The sequence below is a fragment of the Nocardia fodinahabitans genome (assembly GCF_052983615.1).
In genome coordinates this window covers 6,900,845-6,919,867 of sequence record NZ_JBRJJC010000001.1, presented here as the reverse complement: position 1 = coordinate 6,919,867, position 19,023 = coordinate 6,900,845, and the positions used below count along the sequence as shown (strand labels likewise).

The following is a 19,023-nucleotide window of genomic DNA, read 5'->3' as shown; positions in this document are numbered from 1 at the left end:
CGATGCGTGCACTGCTGGCCTTCACCGGCAGCCGTGGCGATGCCCAACCGGGCATCCTGCTGGCCCGCGAGCTGCTGGCTCGCGGGCACTCGGTGACGCTCGCCCTCTCGCCCAACCTCGTCGACTTCGCCACCGCGCACGGCATCCCCGCCGTCGGCTTCGGCCGCGACAGTGCCGAACTGCTGCGTACCCAGCACGCCGACCGGCGTTTCCGCAGTCCCAGCCCGCGTCAGCGGTTGCGGGCGGTGCTGGATCTGCAGCGGCGTGGCGTGGCCGAGGCGGTCCGTGACCTGCTCGCGCTCGCGCCGGGCCACGACGTACTGGTGACCGGAATGGCGGGCGAGGAGGCGGCCGAGAAGGCCGCCCGGCGGATCGGCCTGCCACTGGCCGCGGTGCACTTCTTCCCCATCCACCCGAATCGCTCGGTGCCGGTGGTACCCACCGCGTGGGGAGCCCGGATTCCCGGCGCGCTCAACCGGCGGATCTGGTCGGGACTGCGGTGGGCGCGCGACGCCGCGCTCGCCGAACCGCTCGCCGAATTCGGCGTCGTGGAACATCCACTGCCGGACCGGGTCTCGATCCAGGCCTATGACATCGACCTGTTTCCCGGGCTGGCGGCGGAACTGCCCGATCGGCATCCGATCACCGGCTTCGCCGTCGACGCCGACGGATTCCTCGGTGGCCCGCACGATTCCGCGCTGACGGCATGGCTCGACGCGGGCCCCGCGCCGATCTACGTCGGCTTCGGCTCGATGACCGTCGACGATCCGGCGGCACTGGTGGCGATGGTGCGCACGGCCTGCGCCCGCCGGGGCAGGCGGCTGCTGCTGGCCGCGGGCTGGGCGGGCATCGAGCCGGAGCTCTCCGCCGATGTCGCGATCGTCGACCAGGTCGACCACGCCGCGGTGTTCCCGCGCTGTGTCGCCGCGGTGCACCACGGCGGGGCGGGCACCACGGCCGCCGCGCTGCGCGCCGGTGTGCCACAGGTGATCTGCTCGGTCCAAGCCGATCAACCGTACTGGGGCCGTGCCCTGGCCCGGCTCGGGCTGGCCGACACCCTGCGCGCCACCGAACTGACCGCCGACCGGCTCACCGGCATGCTCGACCGGGTCGCCGACCCGAACGTGGTCTCGCGCGCCACCGCGTACGCGAACCGATTCCCCGACCGGGGCGTCGCGCTGGCCGCCGACGAGGTGGAAACCCTTGTCCCCCTGACCTTCCCGACCCCCGAACTCGACCATGCCGGGAGGCAACGGTGACCACCGACATCGCTGTCCGCACCAGCGGACTCGGCAAGTCCTACGGCGACTTCACCGCCGTCGGCGCCATCGATCTGAGCATCCCCGCCGGCTCGGTCTTCGCGATGCTGGGCCCCAACGGCGCGGGCAAGACCACGACGGTCCGCATGCTGGCGACGCTGCTGCGCCCCGATCGCGGCACCGCCGAGGTGTTCGGCTTCGACGTGGTGCGCGAGGCCACCGCCGTGCGTTCGATGATCGGCCTCACCGGCCAGTACGCCTCGGTCGACGAAACCCTCACCGCCGGTGAGAACCTGCGCCTGTTCGGTCGGCTGCTCGGTCTGTCCCGGCGCGCGGCCGCCGCGCGCAGCGACGAGCTCCTCGAGGAGTTCGAGCTCTCGGCGGTCGCGCGGCGCAGTGTGTCCGCGTTCTCCGGCGGGATGCGCCGCCGTCTGGATCTGGCCGCGACGCTGATCACCGTGCCTCCGTTGATCTTCCTCGACGAGCCGACCACCGGCCTGGACCCGCACACCCGCGACCGCATGTGGGGCATCGTGCGCGGACTCGTCGAGCGCGGCGCGACCGTGCTGCTCACCACCCAGTACCTGGAGGAGGCCGACGCGCTCGCCGACCGGATCGCGGTGATCGACCGCGGCAGCCTCGTCGCCGAGGGCACCGCCGCCGAACTCAAGGCCTCCATCGGCGAACAGGTGCTGCGCCTGGACATTCCCGACACCGCGGACCTGCGTCGCGCCGAGTCGCTGATCCAGGAACTCACCGGCGAGGTCCCCGAGGGTTCCTCGACCGGCACGCTCACGGTCACCCTGCCCGATGTCGCGCTCGGCGCCGACATCGTCGCCGCCTGCCGCGCCGCCGGCATCACGCTGCGTGGCTTCGCGGTCGACCGGCCCGACCTCAACGAGGTGTTCCTGTCACTGACCGGGCACGCCCGCACCGCCGACACCGTCGACGCGGCATGACCGCCGTCCGTGAAAGGTCGAGGACCGCCATGACTCTCACCACCGCGACCACCACGACGCCGCCGCAGGTCGTGCGCGCGCCGCGGGTCACCCGGGTCAGCGCGCTCGCGGCGCTGCACCATTCGCTGATGATGGCGTGGCGCGGCCTGCTCACCTTCCGGCACAGCCCGCAGCTGCTCTACGACGCCATCCTGCTGCCCATCGTGGGCCCGGTGCTGTTCGGCAGCATCTTCGGCACCGCCATCGCGGGGAGCATGGACGCCTACCTCCCGATCATGATCCCGGGGGTGCTGGTGCAGATCGTGCTCACCTCCTCGGTCGCAACCGGCGTCCAACTGTCCGAGGACATCCATTCCGGGGTCTTCGACCGGTTCGTCGCCATGCCGATCGCCCGATCCGCTCCGGTTGCCGGAGCGTTGCTGGCGGGCGCGGTGCGGTATCTCATCGCCGCGACGACGGTGGTGATCGTCGGATTCTGTATGGGGTACCGGCCCGAGCACACCGCGGGCTTCCTCGCGGGCGCCGTGCTGGTCGTCTTCGCGACGACCGCGATCAGCTGGCTGTTCGCCTTCATCGGCGCGACCGTCGCCCGGCCCGCCGCCGTGCAGGGCATGTGCATGCTGGTCCTGACCTTCCTCGGTTTCGCCTCCAACGCGCTGGTCCCCGAGGAGTCCATGCCCACCTGGATGCAGCACGTCTCGGACGTGAATCCAGTGTCCTACCTGGTCTCCGCGGTGCGCGAGCTGGCCTCCGCGGGCACCGTCGGTGCCGACGCGTGCTGGTCGCTGGTGGCCTCGGTGGTCGTCGTCGCCGTCTTCGCGCCGCTGACCGTGCGCACTCTCCGTTCCCGATGAGGAGTTCCCGATGACCGTCACCTCCCCCGCCGTCGCGGCCGTCGCCGCCGGACCGGCCGGCCTCAACCGGATCACCGCCGACGACGACCTGTTCTTCAAACTGCACAGCCTCTACCCGAACGCGCTGGTCAATCAGCTGGCGTACCGCTTCGACGAGCGGCTCGACCCCGATTTGCTGCGACGCTGGCACGCGCACCTGGCCACGGGATTCATCGCCCGCAAGGTCCGCACCACCCGGTTCCCGATCGCACGGGCGCATTGGGAACCCGCCACCGAGTCGATGCCGCTGATCTGGACGCCGGCACCGCTGCCCGACGACCAGGTGCTGGAGTGGTTCCTCGAGCAGGCCGCGGTCGAGTTCGACCCCGAGCGCGGTCTGGTGTGGCAGCTGGCGGGCGCGCACACGGAGTCGGGCGGCACCGTCATCACCCTGGTCGCCTCGCACGTCGCCTGTGACGGCGGCGGGATGATGCACGCGATCGTCGATTCCCTCGACCGGCTCAATCGGGGCGAGACCCCCGACCGGGCCGCCAGTGCCGGCAATCTGGTCGGCCCGGTCGCAGGCAAGGGGCGCCTCGCGGCCGATGTCGCCGATGCCACGGGACAATTGCGCGCGGTCGCGCGTGGCATCCGTGCCGCGCGTCGCGCCCGCGGCGTCAGCGAGCCCGCCCGCAACCCCCGCCCGGCCGAACCCCGGCTACCGCACGCGGAGACCTGGCAGGCCGCGGAGACGATCGTCCAGGTCGACCTCGCCGACTGGGACGCGGTCGCCGCGGCCAACGGCGGCACCACCAACGGCCTGCTGATCGGCGTCGCCGTCGGCCTGCTCGGGCGCAGCGGCCGGATCGCCGACGGCGCCGATGTGCGCGTGGACATCCCGCATTCGATGCGGGTGGCCGACGATCCGCGGGCCAATGCCACCACCGGCCTGCCGATCAGCGTCACCTACCGGGCGGGTCAGCGGGCCGATCTGCCCGCGGTCCGCGCCGCGCTCAAGGCCGCGGGCCTGGCCTACCGCAATCCCGGGACCATCCCGCCGATCCAGCATCTGCAACCGGTGCAGATGCTGCTGCCGAAGGTGGTGCTGCACAAGTTCGCCCGCACCGCCAAGGCGCCCGAATGCCTGTGCACGAACATGGGGCGCACCGCCCAGAACATCGCCGTCCTCGGCCCGCACCGGGCCCGCGACGTCATCATGCGCCCGGTGGTCAATCCCGGCCCGGTCGAGCTGTTCCGGCAGGTGGAAGTGGGCGTCAACCTGGCATTCTCCTGCGACGACGACACCGTCACCCTGGTGGTCACCGGCGGCGACCCCGACCGCTTCCCGACCCGCGCGGCGCTGCAGGACCTGCTCGCCGCCGAGTTCGCCGACTGGGGCCTGACACCGCGCTTCTGGTGAGTCCGCGCCCGGTGCCCGCGGCTATCGTGGAGCCGTGGGCATCATGGGCGAGCTGTTTCCGGGTAAGAAGCTGCAGAACGAGGGCAGCGGCGACAGCAACGGCCAGGACCGGGAACCTCGGCTGGCCGTGGACCTCGACGCGGGCATCATCCGGCTCGCACTACCCGTCGGCCAGGACCCGTCCGACGGCGAGTAGAGCCGCGCCGCACCTGCACGCGCTCGCCGTCGGCATCGAGATCACCTTCGGTCTGCGCGTGCCCAACGCGGAGGAGTCGCTACCGACCGAGCACATCGGCCGCTTCCGCAAGAAGCTCGGCTGGGGCGACGGCCGGACCGCGGGCGCCCGGGTCGTGGTGTGCATGCCGCACGGCACGCCGCCGTGGCTCAGCCCCTGAGCAGGTCCGCCGGTCGACGCAACGCGCCGAAGAGCGGATCGTCGTAGACGGTGGGTTCGACGACCGGATCGGGGAGCCGCAGCAGGTCGGCGGCGCTCACCTCGGACCAGTCGTATCGCTGGTTCTCGCACTGCAATTCGACCAGCGCCACCGACGACACCGTGTCGTCGAGGCCGAAATCGGCGAAGCCGTCGTCGGCGAGCACCGCGCGGATGTGCTCGACCGGGGTCGGCCGGGTGGCGTAGGCCAGGGCCAGGTAGGGCCGCAGCGGCTCGCCGAACTCGGGGATCCGCTCGCGGATCCACACGTCGGTCAGCGCGCGCGTGAGGTCGTCGCGGACGTCGAGCAGATCGGCAGGCAACTCGATCGGCAGACGGATCGAGTCGGCGGCGACCACGGGCGCGCCGAAGGTGAGCTGGAACGGGGCACGCTCGGCGAGCATGGTTCGCGAGCCCGCGACCAGCGCCGCGAGATGCACCCCTTTGACCCCGTCGACGAAACCGATCCCCTGGACCCCGATCCGCAGGCGGCCCGCGTCGACCGGTTCGAAACCGGGCAGCCGGGTCAGGGTCGGCGCGAAGATCTCCACCAGCTTGTCGGCGACCGGCTGGGTCGGCGTGACCTGCCAGTCGTAGAAGGAACGTCCCGGTGTCCACCCCGGCCGCCACCACCAGCGGCTGGCAACCGTCATCTCGCTCGCGCCCATCGACCCACCTCCCGACCTCGGCCGCTCGTCCCAGCGACCACCCGGCTGACCGGCGGATCTGCTCACGAACGACAGATTCGGCCAGTTCACCCCGACGTACCGGACACGATCGGCAACCCATCTGCGATGACAGTTACCTGTCAGCGACGGTATTACCCGGCGTGGCCCACCCGCAACACGGCGAGACCGTTCCGTTGTACCTTCGATCCCGAGTCCACGCTTTCGGCCGCGGCCTGTCGGCCCGCATTACACTGACCGGCATGCCTGTTCGTCGGCTGATCACGCTGTGTGCGTTCGCCCTCCTGCTGCCCTTCGCCGCCTCCGCCTGCACCATGACGGGCCCCGGCACCACCTCCGAGTGCAACGTGGGCGGGTGCACGGTCACCTTCGAACGCGGCGTGAGCGCCAAGGCGTCGGTGCTCGGCATCGATGCCGAGCTGGTCGCCGTGAACGGCGACATGGTGACGCTGAGCATCGGCGGACAGCAGGTGACGGTGCCGGTCGGGCAGTCACAGGCGTCCAACGGGATGGACGTCCGGGTCGACGAGGTCACCCAGGACAAGGTCGTCGTCGTGCTGTCGACCGGCCTGAACCAGAACTGACGCGCGGCGAAAGCCGCTGCGCTACACCGGTTCCGCGCGGCGATAGCTGCGGGCGACCAGCGCCGACCGCAGCCGCCACAGACCGTGGCTGTGCGTCCGGTCCACCCAGGTCGGCAGCGCGTCGCTGTGCAGTGCGCGACCGCCGCGGTGATCGGCACGCCCGCGGCGTCGGTCAGCGCGGCGAAGAGCGGGTCGAGTTCGTCGGCATCGACATCGCCGGGAATCAGCGCGGTGCCGCCGTCGCCGGTCAGCAAGGACCGCGAGGTACCGTCCGACCAGCGGAACAATTCGGCGCGCAGCTGCTCGAGCCTGCGCCTGGCCTTCGATCGGTCGGAACGCACGCGGGCAGCCGGCTCCGGATAGTCCGGAACGGCCAGCGCGAGAACCCAGTAGTGCGTACAGGCCTCCTCGATATGCTGGTCCCGACCCGAGAACCACGCTACGGAGCTGCCGGCCCTCCCGATGTCCAACATTCTGGACACCGCCGCCCCGCTCAGCCGAGCACGTTCGGCTGATCCAGGATCCAGCGCCAGCTACCGTCCGGCTGCCTGCGCGCGACCTCGACGGTCGCCCCCGTGCCGCCGGGCAACCGGGACGAGGTGAGCGCGAGGTCGCCCGCGCGCAGTGCCGGCGCCTGCGCACCGAGCTGGAACACCGGCCGATCCGCGACCAGCCGCGCATAGGCCGCTCTGATCTCCGCGATACCGGTCGCCACCACACCGTCCGGCAGGGCGAGCACCGCGTCGGATTCATACAATTCGACCAGGCCGTCCACGTCACCGGCGTTCAGCCGTTCGACCACCAGCCGGCTCAGATCCTCCGGACGCCGCGCTCGTTCGCGCACACCGTCGACACTGTCGGTCATCGTCACCCTCCTCGACATGGGCTGTGCGCCAACGGTAACGCCGGGGTACGACAGGACCGGACGACCGTCTCAGTGCCCGTCGTGCAGATCGACGGAGTACCGGTACCAGTTCCCGTCGAACGGGGTGTAGACAGGCTGATAGGCGGAGGGGACGTGCACCGGCGGCCGGGCACCGGCGGGAAAGTGGGCCAGGCCGCCGAGGGAGTCACCGATCCCGAACAGACAGCCGCCGTCGCGGCCGGTGACCGAGTACACCCGGACGACCCCGATCCAGCCGGCGGCGGCCTCGTCGCACGGCCCCTGCGCCGCCTCGGTCAGCGCCGACTCCGACAGCCACCACGCCACCCGATCCGGGATCCCCGCCACGGCGGCGCCGATCCCGGCCAGCACCACCAGCGGCGCGATCAGCACCGTGCGGTAGCGGCGGTAGCGCGCGCACCCGATCGGCGCGCAGACCATCCACAGCACCCCGGCGACCAGCAGCGCGAACACCGCGGCGACCGTGATCAGCAGGTCGAACTCGGTGGCGTCGTTCAGCAGCAGCGCGACGATCGCCCCGGCCGCCACCGCCGCCGAAGTGCGCATCACCAGCACCCAGCGCCGGGGCGGTGTCCCGGTCGCGGTCTCCACGCTCGTCATGGGCCCACCCTACGGATCCACCTCCCGGAAACGGCGAAACCCCGGAACGCCGACGGCTTTCCGGGGTTTCACGCGCACAAGTCACACCGTCACAGCGGCGGGAATCCCGCCGAGCCGGTCGCCATCCAGTTCCAGAAACCGGCGGCACGGTTGACCAGCAGGGCAATGACGTCGAGAGCAGTGCTTCCCATCAAGCTTCCTAACATTCGGATGAACGATTCGCTTGCCCACCATAGCAACTCGTCACCGCCGATCACGACGCGATCTCGGCGCACTGGAGCATTACCAGCGAGCCGCCGCGCGGATTCGTCTCGCCGACAAAGCGATCGACGTTTCGGCAGGTGAGAGCGTTGCCGACGCGAAATATGCCCGGTGCTCGAGTTCTGCGTGCGGCGAGCACGGAGGCCGGTCGATTACCGAGCGGGCGCATTTCCGAGCGGGTCCACAGCGGCGAAATTCCGTCGGCGACGAATTCGCCGGACGATCGAGACGACAGGCGATCGCGGCCGAGTTCCGGCGACGACGCGGGTGGCAGATCCTCGCGGCCGTCGCGGCCCGCGCATACAGTACAGAGGTAGCAAACCTTTCCGACGTGAGACCGGTAGCGCCCGACGAACACGGTGAGGACAGATGGAAGGCACCAGGCACGAGCTCCTGCACAGACCCCTGTTCTCCCGGGACCCCCTCGATCAGCGGAATGCGGCCACTCGCATCAGCGCCTACATCTACGGGAACGTGCTGATCCTCGCCGCCCTGATCCCGGTCGCGCCGTCCGCCGAGAATGTCGGCATCCTCGTCGTCCTCGGGAGCGCGGTGTCCACGTTCATCGCGCATACCTTCGCCGAGAGCGTCGGCCGGTCGGTGCGGCAGGACCAGGCGGATCCGATGGCGCAGCACTGGTCGCATCTGCGCGATTCGCTGCCCATTCTCAGTTCGGCCGTGCTGCCGTGCGCGGTACTCGCGGCCGCGGCCGTCGGCTGGCTCCAGCCGCGCACCGCGCAGGTGCTGGCCGAGGTCGTGATGCTGGTGCGGATCGCCGGCATCGTCTTCGTCATCCGGCGACTCCAAGGCAAACACCCCGACAGATCGACACTGCTCGGCGCGATGCTGCTCGGCTGCGCGGCCACCACCGTGGTGGCGATCAAAGTCGTCCTGACCCACTGATACCGAGGAGGACCGGATGTCTGAGCCACCGGTGAAGTCCAGCTCGCTCGTCCTGGTCGTCCTGGCCGCCGGACAGTTTCTGATGACCCTCGACAGTTCGGTGATGAACGTGTCGATGGCGACCGTCGCCGAGGACATCGACACCACGATCACCGGCATCCAGACCGCCATCACGCTCTACACACTGGTCATGGCCTCACTGATGATCACCGGCGGCAAGGTGGGCGCCATCGTGGGCAGGCGCCGGGTGTTCGGGATCGGCCTGATCATCTACGGCATCGGCTCGTTCGTCACCGGTCTGGCGCCGAATCTGGCGGTGCTACTGCTGGGCTGGTCGCTCCTGGAGGGCATCGGCGCGGCCTTGATCATGCCCGCGATCGTCTCCCTGGTCGCGGGCAACTTCCCGCCCGAGCGCCGGTCGGCGGCCTACGGAATGGTCGCGGCGGCGGGCGCGATCGCCGTCGCGGTCGGGCCGCTGCTCGGTGGCGCGGTGACGACGTTCGCGTCGTGGCGCTACGTCTTCTTCGGCGAGGTGGTCATCGTGGTGGCGATCCTGCTGGTGTTGCGCCGGGTCAAGGACGCGCCCGCCGAGCAGGTGCGGCTCGATCTGATCGGATCGGCGCTGTCGGTCATCGGTCTCGGGGCGATCGTGTTCGGCGTGCTGCGGTCGAGCGAATGGGGGTGGGTGCGGCCGGACTCCGGCGCGCCCACGCTGTTCGGGTTGTCGGCGGTCATCTGGCTGTTGCTGGGCGGCCTGTTCACGCTGTACCTGTTCCTGCGCAGGCAGACCTATCTGGTCAGCCGGGGCCGGGATCCGCTCGTCGATCCGGCGCTGTTGCGGAACCGGCAGCTCGTGGGCGGGTCGAGCATGTTCTTCGCGCAGTTCGCCGTGCAGGCCGGGGTGTTCTTCACCGTGCCGCTGTTCCTGTCGGTGGTGCTCGAGCTCAGCGCGGTCGAGACCGGGGTGCGGATCCTGCCGCTGTCGGTCGCGCTGGTGCTGGGCGCCGTGGGTATCCCCAAGTTCCGGCCACAGGCCGACCCGCGTCGGGTCGTCCGGTGGGGCCTCGCCGTGATCATCGTCGGGGTGCTGATGCTCACGGCAGGCATGGATCCCGGGGCCGAGGCGGCCGTGGTGTCCATTCCGATGCTGTTGATGGGGCTGGGCCTGGGCGCGCTGGCCTCGCAGCTCGGTGCGGTCACGGTGTCGGCCGTACCCGATTCGCGCAGTTCCGAAGTCGGCGGGATCCAGAACACCGCCACCCAGCTCGGCGCCTCCCTGGGGACCGCGCTGGTCGGGTCGATCATGATCGCGACGTTGACCTCGTCGGTCATCAGCGGCATCGAGCAGAACCCGGCGGTGCCGGTCTCCGTGCAGCAACAGGCCACCACGGAGCTGGCATCGGGCGTACCGTTCCTGTCGGATCGGCAACTGTCGGATGCCCTCGACAGCGCCGGGGTCGACGACACCACCGCCGAGGCCGTCATGTCCGTCAATACCGACGCCCGCCTCGAGGCGCTGCAAGTGGCGTTCGCGGTGACCGCTCTGATCGCCATCCTGGCGCTGTTCGGCACCGGCCTGCTGCCCCGTCGCCCCACCACGGGAATCACCCGTTCCGGGTGAGGTCCGCCCCTCGGCCGGCTGGTTGGCTGGACGTCGTCGCGTCCCTGCTCGACAGCGAGCGGGGCGGGCACTGCCTCGACGAAGAACTCGACCGCGTCGAAGCGGCGCCACCATCGACGTAATGATCCCGTGCCCACCCGATTCCTTGTTCGGAGGATTCTATTTCAGTAAAATCAGAATGTTCTTCGACCGAATCAAACCCGCTCGCCGACCTCGTCATCGGATCGTCGCCAGAATTGTCGGCGATTCCTTTCGCGACGGGCCGGCGTCCTTCCGCACGGCGAGGAGTCGAGCATGACCAGCAATACCTCAGCGCATCGCGCGCCACCCGAAGAAGAGCCCTTTCAGCGCCAAGCCTTCGCGGAGGGAATTTCCATCACGGCCGCGTGCATGCTGCTCATCCTGGCAGCGGTCTCGATCCTGCAGGGCATTTCCGCGCTGCTGGAGGACGAAATATATGTCGCCGGAATCGAATACGTGTACAAGTTCGATACGACGACCTGGGGATGGGTCCATGTCGTGCTCGGGGTGCTGGCACTGATCGTCGGCGTCGGCCTGGTCCTTGGCGCCACCTGGGGCCGGTACAGTGCGCTCGGCGTCGCCGGGCTGGTGATCGTCGCGAATTTCCTGTCCCTGCCCTACTACCCGGCTTGGTCCATGATCATCATCGCCCTCAGCGTGGTGATCATCTGGGCGATCTCCACCTGGAAACCCCAGCACTGAGTCCGCCCGTGCGACGGACGAAACGCCGGCTCGGCGATCGGCCGGCCGGGTGATGACCACCGACTCCGGGGCGCGGCTGCGCATCTGGTCGGCCCGGGCCGCCTTCCTGTTCGCGGCCCTGACAGCGGTGATCCCGGTGCTGTTCGCAGGGGTGGTTGGCACCCTCGGAGTGCTCATCGTCGGCACCGGCGGCGTGGTCGTCACGCTGGCCGCGCTGTACTGGTTCCTCACCAGGTACGGACTGCTGCGCTGGGTGTCGCTGGCGATCGCGGTACTCGCGCCGATCTTCGTCATGGTGGCCTTCGTGCGGGCCCGGCTGCTGTGGGTGGTGCTGCTCGCCGTGGCGGCGGCCCTGCTGGCCCTCGTCTGCGCGCGTATCGCGTTGCGCGCCGGGACATCGCACGCCACCACGCCCGGTCGACCCGCCCCACCGGCCCAGCGCCCGTTCCTGATCATGAATCCGCGGTCCGGTGGCGGGAAGGTCGAGAAGTTCGACCTGCGCCGCCGCGCCGAGGAACTCGGCGCGGAAGTAGCCCTGCTCGAGGGCCAGGTCGACGTCGAAGCACTCGCCAGGCAAGCCGTCGCCCGGGGCGCGGATCTGCTCGGGGTCGCCGGCGGTGACGGGACCCAGGCACTGGTGGCGGGCGTCGCGGCCGAGCACGATCTGCCGTTCCTGGTGATCAGCGCGGGGACCCGGAACCACTTCGCGATGGACCTCGGCCTGGACCGCGCCGATCCCGCCGCCGGGCTCGATGCCCTCCGCGACGGTGTGGAGTTGCGCGTCGATCTCGGCCGGATCAACGGCCTGCCGTTCGTCAACAACGCCTCGTTCGGTGTCTACGCCGAGATCGTGCGCAGTCCCGCCTACCGCGACGACAAGACCGCGACGGTCCTGCGCCTGCTCCCCGATCTGCTCGCCGGACACACCGGCAACCGGCTCGTCGCGCAGATCGACGGAACGACGGTCACCGGCCCGCAGGCGATCCTGGTGAGCAACAATCCCTACGGCACGAGCGATCTCGCCGGCCTGAGCCGCCGCGATCGTCTCGATCGGGGCACGCTCGGCGCGGTCACCGTCTCGGTCGCCAGCACCCGCGACGCGGTCGGCCTGATCCGCCGCACCCGCAGCAACGGCCTGACCCAGCGCACGCCGACGGAAGTCACCGTCGATACCGACGCACCGCAGATCCCGGTCGGCGTCGACGGCGAATCCCGCCAGCTCGACACGCCGGTGCACTGTGTCATCGAACCGGGCGCGCTGCGCGTGTGGGTACCGCGGAACCGGCCGGGCACACCGCCCGCCCCGCCGACGATCGATTGGCTCCGGCTGCGCGACTTGGCCATTCGCGGCGACGCCGGCGCGGCGCGCTGAACCCGGTCACCGATTCCGGCATTTCACCCGCTGCCGAAGTGCGCCGGGTGAACAGACGGGAAACGGCACCGGACAACGGCCCGCCGGGGCTGTGATGACGCCGACATCACCGGCCCACCCCTGGTGAACAAAAGTATCGGCGGACAACGTTGTGCGCCGATAATTCCCTCCGAAATATTCTGCGCGCCAGCCGTAATCCACCGACCCCTCGCAATAAATCGCAGGCAGTCGAGTTTTGTTCAGCGAAACCGTGACAGCCATCACAAGCATGAAATTCACCGCTCCGGCTATACCATCGAATCCGCCGAGGCTTCCCGGGAATGTCCGCCGTCGAAGTTCCAGAGCACCAGTGGTGACACATCGACGTGCCCCTTTCGAATCCGCCTTCCGCCGCTTCGGCATGTATTCGTCACGAGGTGAACCCGGTCATGGAATACACCCACCTGTCCGAATTCCAGATCCGTCCCGGTACGTTGTCGATCTGGACGCCGGAACTCCCCGCGGACGCCTGGCAGCCCGACGACCGCCCGCTGACCAGTGTGCACGCCGGCTACTGCGCGAGCGTCGACCCCGCCGATCCGCGGCCGGGCCGTGGTCGCTGGATCGGCACCGTCTTCGAGATGGACGCCCGGCTCGATCGCGCCGCCTGGCGCGAGACGCTGCGCCGCTGGCACGCCAGGCACGAGGGGCTGCGCACCACCGTCGGTACCGAAGCCGCGGGCGAGCCGCGCAGGCTCCTCGCCCCCGCCGCCGCGGTCGGCATCGCCGAACAGCGGGTGGCGGAACTCACCGACGGAGCGCGGATCAACGAATTCCTCTGCGACGCGCTGGAGCTGCGCCTCTCCCCGCTGGTCTGGCCGCATCTGCTCGCCGCGACCGTCGAGCACGCCGCCACCGGGGACTTCACCGTGCTGGTGGCCGCCGATCACTCCGTAATGGACGCCTACTCCCAGGCCATCCTGATTCTCGAACTGCGCACCCTCTACCGCGAGGTGCTGGCGGGCGAGCCGGCCCGCGAATCGGCCACCTTCGGCAGCGCCGCCGACTTCGCGGTGGTCGAACGGGCGGCCGCCGCCGATCTCGATGCCGATTCGCCCGCGGTGGCGACCTGGCGGGAGTTCCTCGCCGGCGGCGACGGCACGATGCCGCGATTCGCCCCGCACACACACCGGCCCGCGCCCGCCGACCTGGCGCAGCCGAGCGTGTCGCGGCGGGTGCTCGAGCTCGACCAGCTCGAGCGGGTCGAGGCGGTGCTCGACCAGGTGCGGCATCGGATGTCGGTGGCGGTGTTCGCGGCGCTGGCCGTAGCCCATCAGCGCCGGTTCGGTGCGGAGCGGATGCGCACCGCGATGCCGATCGCGACCCGCCCCGATCTGCGCTGGCTGGAGTCGATGGGTTGGTTCGTCAATGTCGTCCCGGTCGACATCCGGGTGGAGCCCGGCGCGGGGATGGCCGCGGCGCTGGAGAGCGCGCGCACGGCGTTGCGCCGGTCCCGGACCGCGAACGATGCGTCGTGGTCCCGGGTGCTCGACATCCTCGGCGTCCAGGACGCGCCCCGGTTCGGCATCTCCTTCCTCGACATCCGGGTGCTGCCCGGCTACGAACTCGTCGCCGACCTGCGCGGACGGACCCTGCGGGCGGAGTCGTACTCCACCGACGAGGTGTTCCTGTGGGTCGTGCGGGCCGCCGACGGCCTCTACGTGTCCACCCGGTATCCCGCGGGAATGCCCGCCGAGGTGATGGACGAGTTTCTCACCGCATTCGGCGAGGCGCTCTCGGAGGTCACCGCGGCGGTCCACCTAGACGCCCCCGCGCCGGTCGCGGCGCCGGTCGTCGCGCAGGCGGTGTGAGCCGATGCGGGCACTGCTGGCTTTCACCGGCAGCCGGGGCGACGCCCAGCCCGGCATCCTGCTGGCGCGCGCACTGCTCACCCGGGGTCACGAGGTGACACTCGCGCTCGCACCGAACCTCGTCGGCTTCGCGCTCGCGCACGGCGTCCCCGCCGTTCCGTTCGGTTGTGACAGCGCCGCGCTCCTGCACACCCAGCGCACCGACCTCCGCTTCGGTGCCCGCAATCCATGGTCGCGCGTGCGCGCCGTGCTCGACCTGCAGCGGCGTGGTGTGCCGGAGATGGTCGCCGATCTGCGCGAGCTGGTGCCCGGTCACGATGTGGTGGTGGCCGGAATGGCGGGAGAGGAGGCCGCCGCGGCGGTGGCGCGGGAGACCGAGCTGCCGTTCGCGGCGATGCACTTCTTCCCGATCCAGGCCAATGCCGTCGTTCCGGTTGTTCCGGCCCGGTGGGCGCAGCGGTTCCCGGGCGTCGTGCACCGCTGGGGGTGGTCGGCGCTCGCCCGGGCCAGGGCCGCCGCGCTGGCTCCGGTACTGCCCGCGGGCGAGCCGCCGTCGCGGGTGCGCATCCAGGCGTACGACCCCGCGCTGTTCCCCGGCCTGCGCGACGAATTGCCGGGGCCGTTCACCGGTTTTCCGGTCGACGTCGACGGATTCCTGACCACACCGACAGATTCCGATCACCCCCGGAGCCCGCGCCGCGCAAAGCCCGGGGCCGGGGCCGACATCCGGGTCGCCGTACGTCACGGCGGCTCGGTGGAGCACTCCATCCCGTCGATCGAAACCGCCACGGCGCCACCCGGTTCCGTCTCCGGCACCGACGCCGCGACAGCGGTTCGCCGGTGGTTGTCGGCCGGTTCCGCACCGATCTACGTGGGCTTCGGCTCGATGGATGTCGGGGACCCGGCCGGGTTCGTCGCCATGCTGCGTGCGGTGTGCGCGAGTCGGGGTCGTCGGCTGCTGCTGGCCTCGGGATGGGCCGCCATCGCGCCCGGCATCGATGCGGAGGTGGCCGTCGTCGACCAGGTCGACCATGCCGAGGTGCTGCCGCAGTGTGTGGCGGCCGTACACCACGGCGGCGCGGGTACGACCGCCGCCGCGCTGAGAGCCGGTGTGCCGCAAGTGATCTGCTCGGTACAGGCCGACCAGCCCTACTGGGGCCTGGCACTGCAACGGCTCGGTCTGGCAGCGACCGCCCCGGCGCGCACACTCACCGGTCCGCGGCTCGACGCGTTACTCGACCGGGTCTCGACCCCCGAGGTCCGGCGCCGCGCCACCGACTACGCCGCGACGTTCACCACCGATGGTGTCGAGCGTGCCGCCGACACCGTCGAAGCACTGACCCCGGTCGCCCCCGAACTCATCGACGCCACAGGGAGACTCTCATGAACCCCGACATCGCCATCCGGATCACCGGACTCGGCAAGTCCTACGGCGACTTCACCGCCGTGGGTGCCGTCGACCTGACCGTCGCCGCGGGCACGGTCTTCGCCCTGCTCGGGCCCAACGGCGCGGGCAAGACCACCACCGTGCGCATGCTCGCGACCCTGGTGCGTCCCGATCGCGGCACCGCCGAGATCTTCGGCTACGACATCGTGCGCGAGGCGACCGCCGTGCGTTCGATGATCGGCCTCACCGGCCAGTACGCCTCGGTCGACGAAACCCTCACCGCCGGTGAGAATCTGCGCCTGTTCGGCCGCCTGCTCGGCCTGTCCCGCCGCGAGGCCGCCGCGCGCAGCGCCGAACTGCTCGCGGAGTTCGAGCTCAGCGCGGTCACCGATCGCCCGGTCGGCCAGTTCTCCGGTGGTATGCGCCGGCGCCTCGATCTGGCGGCGACGCTGATCACCGATCCCCCCGCTGATCTTCCTCGACGAGCCCACCACCGGCCTGGACCCGCACACCCGCGACCGCATGTGGGGCATCATCCGCAAGCTGGTCGCCCGCGGTGCGACCGTCCTGCTCACCACCCAGTACCTCGAGGAAGCGGACGCGCTGGCCGATCGCATCGCCGTCATCGACCGGGGCACCATCGTCGCCGAGGGCACCGCCGCCGAGCTCAAAGCCTCCATCGGCGATCAGGTGCTGCGCCTGGAACTCGCCGATGTCACCCAGTCCGCGCACGCGGAGGCCATCGTCGCCGACCTCACCGGCGAGGTGCCGGAGGGATCGTCGGCCGGGATCCTGACCGTCGCGCTCACCGACGCCGGCACCGCCGCCGACATCGTGGCCGCCTGCCGGGCCGCGGGCATCGCCCTGCGCGGCTTCGCCGTCGACCGACCCGACCTGAACGAGGTGTTCCTCGCTCTCACCGGCACGGCTCGCGCCGCCGCCTGATCACGGAAGCCGAGACCACCATGACCGTCACCACCGCCGAGATCGCCGTCGAGGCCACCGCGCCCGCGACGATCGATCGCCGCCCCCGGGTCACCCACGTCAGCCTGCGCGCCGCGCTCTTCCAGTCCCTCATAATGGCCTGGCGCGGGCTGCTCACCTTCCGGCACAGCCCCCAGCTGCTCTACGACGCCATCCTGCTGCCGATCGTCGGGCCGCTGCTGTTCGGCAGCATCTTCGGCACCGCGATCGCGGGCAGTATGGCGGCCTACCTGCCGATCCTCATCCCGGGTGTGCTGGTGCAGATCGTGCTGACGTCGTCGGTCGCGACCGGCGTGCAGCTGTCCGAGGACATCAGGTCGGGGGTGTTCGACCGCTTCGTCGCCATGCCGATCGCGCGGTCGGCGCCGGTCGCAGGCGCGCTGCTCGCCGGGGCCACCCGCTATGTGATCGCCGCGACCACGGTGGTGATCGTCGGCTTCGCCATGGGCTACCGACCGGCGCATCCGGTCGGCTTCCTCGCCGGCGCGGTGCTGGTGGTGCTGGCGACCACCGCGATCAGCTGGCTGTTCGCGTTCATCGGGGTCACCGTGTCGCGGCCCGCCGCCGTGCAGGGCATGTCGATGCTGGTGCTGACGTTCCTGAGTTTCGCCTCGAACGCGCTGGTGCCCGAGGAGTCGATGCCCACCTGGCTCGGCTACGTCTCCGACTACAACCCCGTGTCGTATCTGGTGTCGGCGGTCCGCACGCTCGCCGAGGACGGTGCGATCGGCGCCGATGCCTGCTGGTCGGTGGTGGCTTCGCTCGTCGTCGTCGCCGTCTTCGCGCCCCTGACCGTCCGCACCCTGCGTGCCCGCTGAGAGGAGCCACCATGACGCTCACCGCTCCCACGATCACTCCCATGGCCGCCGTCAACCGGCTCACCGCCGACGACGACCTGTTCCTCAAACTGCACAGCCTCTACGGCAACGCGCTGGTCAACCAGCTCGCCTGGCGGTTCGACGAGCCCTTGAGCCGCGACCTGCTCGACAGCTTCCACGCCCAGCTCGCCCACGGCTTCCTGGCCCGCCGGGTCCAGGGCACCCGGGTGCCCTTCGCCCGCCCGTACTGGGTGCCCGCCACCGCATCGATTCCGCTGAGCTGGGACGCGGTGCCGGTCGCCGACGACGAAGTCCTGGATTGGTATTTCGCCCAGAGCCGGGTGGATTTCGACCCCGAAGCCGGTCTGGTGTGGCGGTTGTCCGCCGCGCCGACGACCACGGGCGGGACCCTGGTGTCGCTGGTGACTTCGCATGTGGCCTCCGACGGCGGCGCCGTATTGTTCGCCGTCGGTGACGCGCTCGCCCGCTTGACCGAGAAGCCCGACCGGACCGTGAGTTCCGGAGCCCTGGTCGGCCGCGCACCTCGACACGCGTTCGGCGCGAACGTCTCCGACGCGGTATCTCAGCTCCGAGCGGTGGCGAAGGGTGTCTGTGCCGCGATCGCGGCACGCTCCGTCACCGAGCCCGACCGCACTCCCCGGCCCGCGGAACCGCTACTGCCGCTCCCGGATCGCTGGTCACCCGCCGATGTCGTCGTGCAGCTGTCCCTGGACCAGTGGAATTCCGTCGCCGCCACACATTCCGGCACGACGAACGGACTCCTGATCGCCCTCGGCGCGGGCCTGCTCGGGCGCAGCGGACGCGTCGGCGCCGCCGCCGACATCCGCGTCGACATCCCCCATTCGATGCGCACCGCCGACGACCCGCGCGCGAATGCCACCACCGGCCTGCCGATCTCGGTCCGCTACCGCACCACCGACCGCATCGACCTCGCCGCGATCCGCACGGCAGTCAAACAGGCAGCGACCGCCTATCGCGACCCGGCGACCACCCCCGCCCTCCAGCACCTGCAACCCCTCCAGATGATCCTGCCCCGCTTCGTGCTGCACCATTTCGCCCGCACCGCCACCGCGCCGGAGTGCCTGTGCACCAATCTCGGCGAAACCGCCCAGGGCGTCGCCGATTTCGCCGGCCACCACGCCTGCGCCGTCCTCATGCGCCCGGTCGTCTGCACCAACGACCCCGCCATGTTCCGCCGGGTGGAGGTCGGCGTGAACCTCTCCTTCTCCACCGACGGCCGCACCGTCACCCTCGCTGTCACCGGCGCCGACCCCGACCGCTTCCCCACCCGCACCACCCTGCGCACCCTCCTCACCACTGAATTCGACTTCTGGGGCCTCACCCCGCACTACTGGTGAGATCCAGCGTCACCGAAGTCACGATCGTCGAGGTGGGACGCACCCGG

19 protein-coding genes and 1 pseudogene are annotated in these 19,023 nt (G+C 70.5%); 16 read left to right on the top strand and 4 right to left on the bottom strand.

What is annotated here, in order from left to right:
* Window positions 1-2: 2 nt before the first annotated feature.
* From NV348_RS32585 to NV348_RS32560, 6 genes are read left to right on the top strand one after another with little or no spacing between them, the layout of a single operon-like run.
* Window positions 3-1,259 (top strand): glycosyltransferase, encoded by a 1,257-nt coding sequence (locus NV348_RS32585; protein WP_447150316.1) that lies wholly within the window; start codon window positions 3-5, stop codon window positions 1,257-1,259.
* Window positions 1,256-2,218 carry an ATP-binding cassette domain-containing protein gene (locus NV348_RS32580; RefSeq protein ID WP_447150315.1) on the top strand — a complete coding sequence of 321 codons (963 nt, stop codon included), beginning with the start codon at window positions 1,256-1,258 and terminating at the stop codon, window positions 2,216-2,218. The genes NV348_RS32585 and NV348_RS32580 overlap by 4 nt, the downstream gene beginning before the upstream one ends.
* Before the next feature lie 29 nt (window positions 2,219-2,247).
* Window positions 2,248-3,072 (top strand): ABC transporter permease, encoded by an 825-nt coding sequence (locus NV348_RS32575; RefSeq protein ID WP_447150314.1) that lies wholly within the window; start codon window positions 2,248-2,250, stop codon window positions 3,070-3,072.
* A gap of 10 nt (window positions 3,073-3,082) precedes the next feature.
* Window positions 3,083-4,471, top strand: coding sequence for a hypothetical protein (locus NV348_RS32570; protein WP_447150313.1), 1,389 nt, complete (start codon window positions 3,083-3,085; stop codon window positions 4,469-4,471).
* 34 nt (window positions 4,472-4,505) lie between these two features.
* Window positions 4,506-4,667, top strand: coding sequence for a hypothetical protein (locus tag NV348_RS32565; protein ID WP_447151236.1), 162 nt, complete (start codon window positions 4,506-4,508; stop codon window positions 4,665-4,667).
* A gap of 58 nt (window positions 4,668-4,725) precedes the next feature.
* Window positions 4,726-4,866: a hypothetical protein gene (locus NV348_RS32560; RefSeq protein WP_447150312.1), complete on the top strand. Its 141-nt coding sequence runs from the start codon at window positions 4,726-4,728 to the stop codon at window positions 4,864-4,866.
* Here NV348_RS32560 and NV348_RS32555 read toward each other — a convergent pair.
* Complete coding sequence (locus NV348_RS32555) at window positions 4,856-5,572, bottom strand: 2'-5' RNA ligase family protein (protein WP_447150311.1); 717 nt, start codon at window positions 5,570-5,572, stop codon at window positions 4,856-4,858. The two genes, NV348_RS32560 and NV348_RS32555, sit on opposite strands and share 11 nt — an antisense overlap.
* 260 nt (window positions 5,573-5,832) lie before the next feature.
* On the opposite strand from NV348_RS32555, the gene NV348_RS32550 reads away from it, so the two are divergent.
* Entirely contained in the window at window positions 5,833-6,174 is a 342-nt protein-coding gene (locus tag NV348_RS32550) for an LSm family protein (RefSeq protein WP_447150310.1), read from the top strand.
* Between the two features lie 493 nt (window positions 6,175-6,667).
* Here the strand turns inward: NV348_RS32550 and NV348_RS32545 are convergent, their stop codons facing one another.
* The 3 genes from NV348_RS32545 to NV348_RS32535 all read right to left on the bottom strand — a co-directional run bounded on the left by NV348_RS32545 (window position 6,668) and on the right by NV348_RS32535 (window position 8,297).
* On the bottom strand, window positions 6,668-7,039 hold the full coding sequence (locus NV348_RS32545; RefSeq protein ID WP_447150309.1) for a YybH family protein: 372 nt from the start codon (window positions 7,037-7,039) through the stop codon (window positions 6,668-6,670).
* Window positions 7,040-7,108: 69 nt separating this feature from the next.
* Entirely contained in the window at window positions 7,109-7,678 is a 570-nt protein-coding gene (locus tag NV348_RS32540) for a hypothetical protein (RefSeq protein WP_447150308.1), read from the bottom strand.
* 253 nt (window positions 7,679-7,931) lie between these two features.
* A complete protein-coding gene (locus tag NV348_RS32535; RefSeq protein WP_447150307.1) occupies window positions 7,932-8,297 on the bottom strand; it encodes a hypothetical protein in 366 nt (121 codons plus the stop codon).
* 11 nt (window positions 8,298-8,308) lie between these two features.
* Between NV348_RS32535 and NV348_RS32530 the strand changes: the two genes are divergently transcribed.
* The 9 genes and pseudogenes from NV348_RS32530 to NV348_RS32490 all read left to right on the top strand — a co-directional run bounded on the left by NV348_RS32530 (window position 8,309) and on the right by NV348_RS32490 (window position 18,976).
* Window positions 8,309-8,842, top strand: coding sequence for a hypothetical protein (locus NV348_RS32530; protein ID WP_447150306.1), 534 nt, complete (start codon window positions 8,309-8,311; stop codon window positions 8,840-8,842).
* A 16-nt stretch (window positions 8,843-8,858) separates the two neighbouring features.
* Window positions 8,859-10,463, top strand: a complete 1,605-nt coding sequence (locus NV348_RS32525) for an MFS transporter (RefSeq protein WP_447150305.1) — start codon at window positions 8,859-8,861, stop codon at window positions 10,461-10,463.
* Between the two features lie 294 nt (window positions 10,464-10,757).
* Window positions 10,758-11,186, top strand: coding sequence for a DUF7144 family membrane protein (locus NV348_RS32520; protein WP_447150304.1), 429 nt, complete (start codon window positions 10,758-10,760; stop codon window positions 11,184-11,186).
* A 52-nt stretch (window positions 11,187-11,238) separates the two neighbouring features.
* Window positions 11,239-12,558, top strand: a complete 1,320-nt coding sequence (locus tag NV348_RS32515; RefSeq protein ID WP_447150303.1) for a diacylglycerol/lipid kinase family protein — start codon at window positions 11,239-11,241, stop codon at window positions 12,556-12,558.
* Window positions 12,559-12,986: 428 nt separating this feature from the next.
* On the top strand, window positions 12,987-14,408 hold the full coding sequence (locus NV348_RS32510; RefSeq protein WP_447150302.1) for a condensation domain-containing protein: 1,422 nt from the start codon (window positions 12,987-12,989) through the stop codon (window positions 14,406-14,408).
* Between the two features lie 4 nt (window positions 14,409-14,412).
* The gene (locus NV348_RS32505) at window positions 14,413-15,795 is read left to right on the top strand and encodes a glycosyltransferase (RefSeq protein WP_447150301.1); all 1,383 of its coding nucleotides are present in this window, start codon (window positions 14,413-14,415) and stop codon (window positions 15,793-15,795) included.
* A pseudogene (locus tag NV348_RS32500) lies at window positions 15,792-16,740 on the top strand (ATP-binding cassette domain-containing protein). The gene NV348_RS32505 and the pseudogene NV348_RS32500 overlap by 4 nt, the downstream one beginning before the upstream one ends.
* 20 nt (window positions 16,741-16,760) lie before the next feature.
* The gene (locus NV348_RS32495; RefSeq protein WP_447150300.1) at window positions 16,761-17,597 is read left to right on the top strand and encodes an ABC transporter permease; all 837 of its coding nucleotides are present in this window, start codon (window positions 16,761-16,763) and stop codon (window positions 17,595-17,597) included.
* A gap of 11 nt (window positions 17,598-17,608) precedes the next feature.
* Entirely contained in the window at window positions 17,609-18,976 is a 1,368-nt protein-coding gene (locus NV348_RS32490; RefSeq protein WP_447150299.1) for a hypothetical protein, read from the top strand.
* Window positions 18,977-19,023 lie beyond the last annotated feature (47 nt).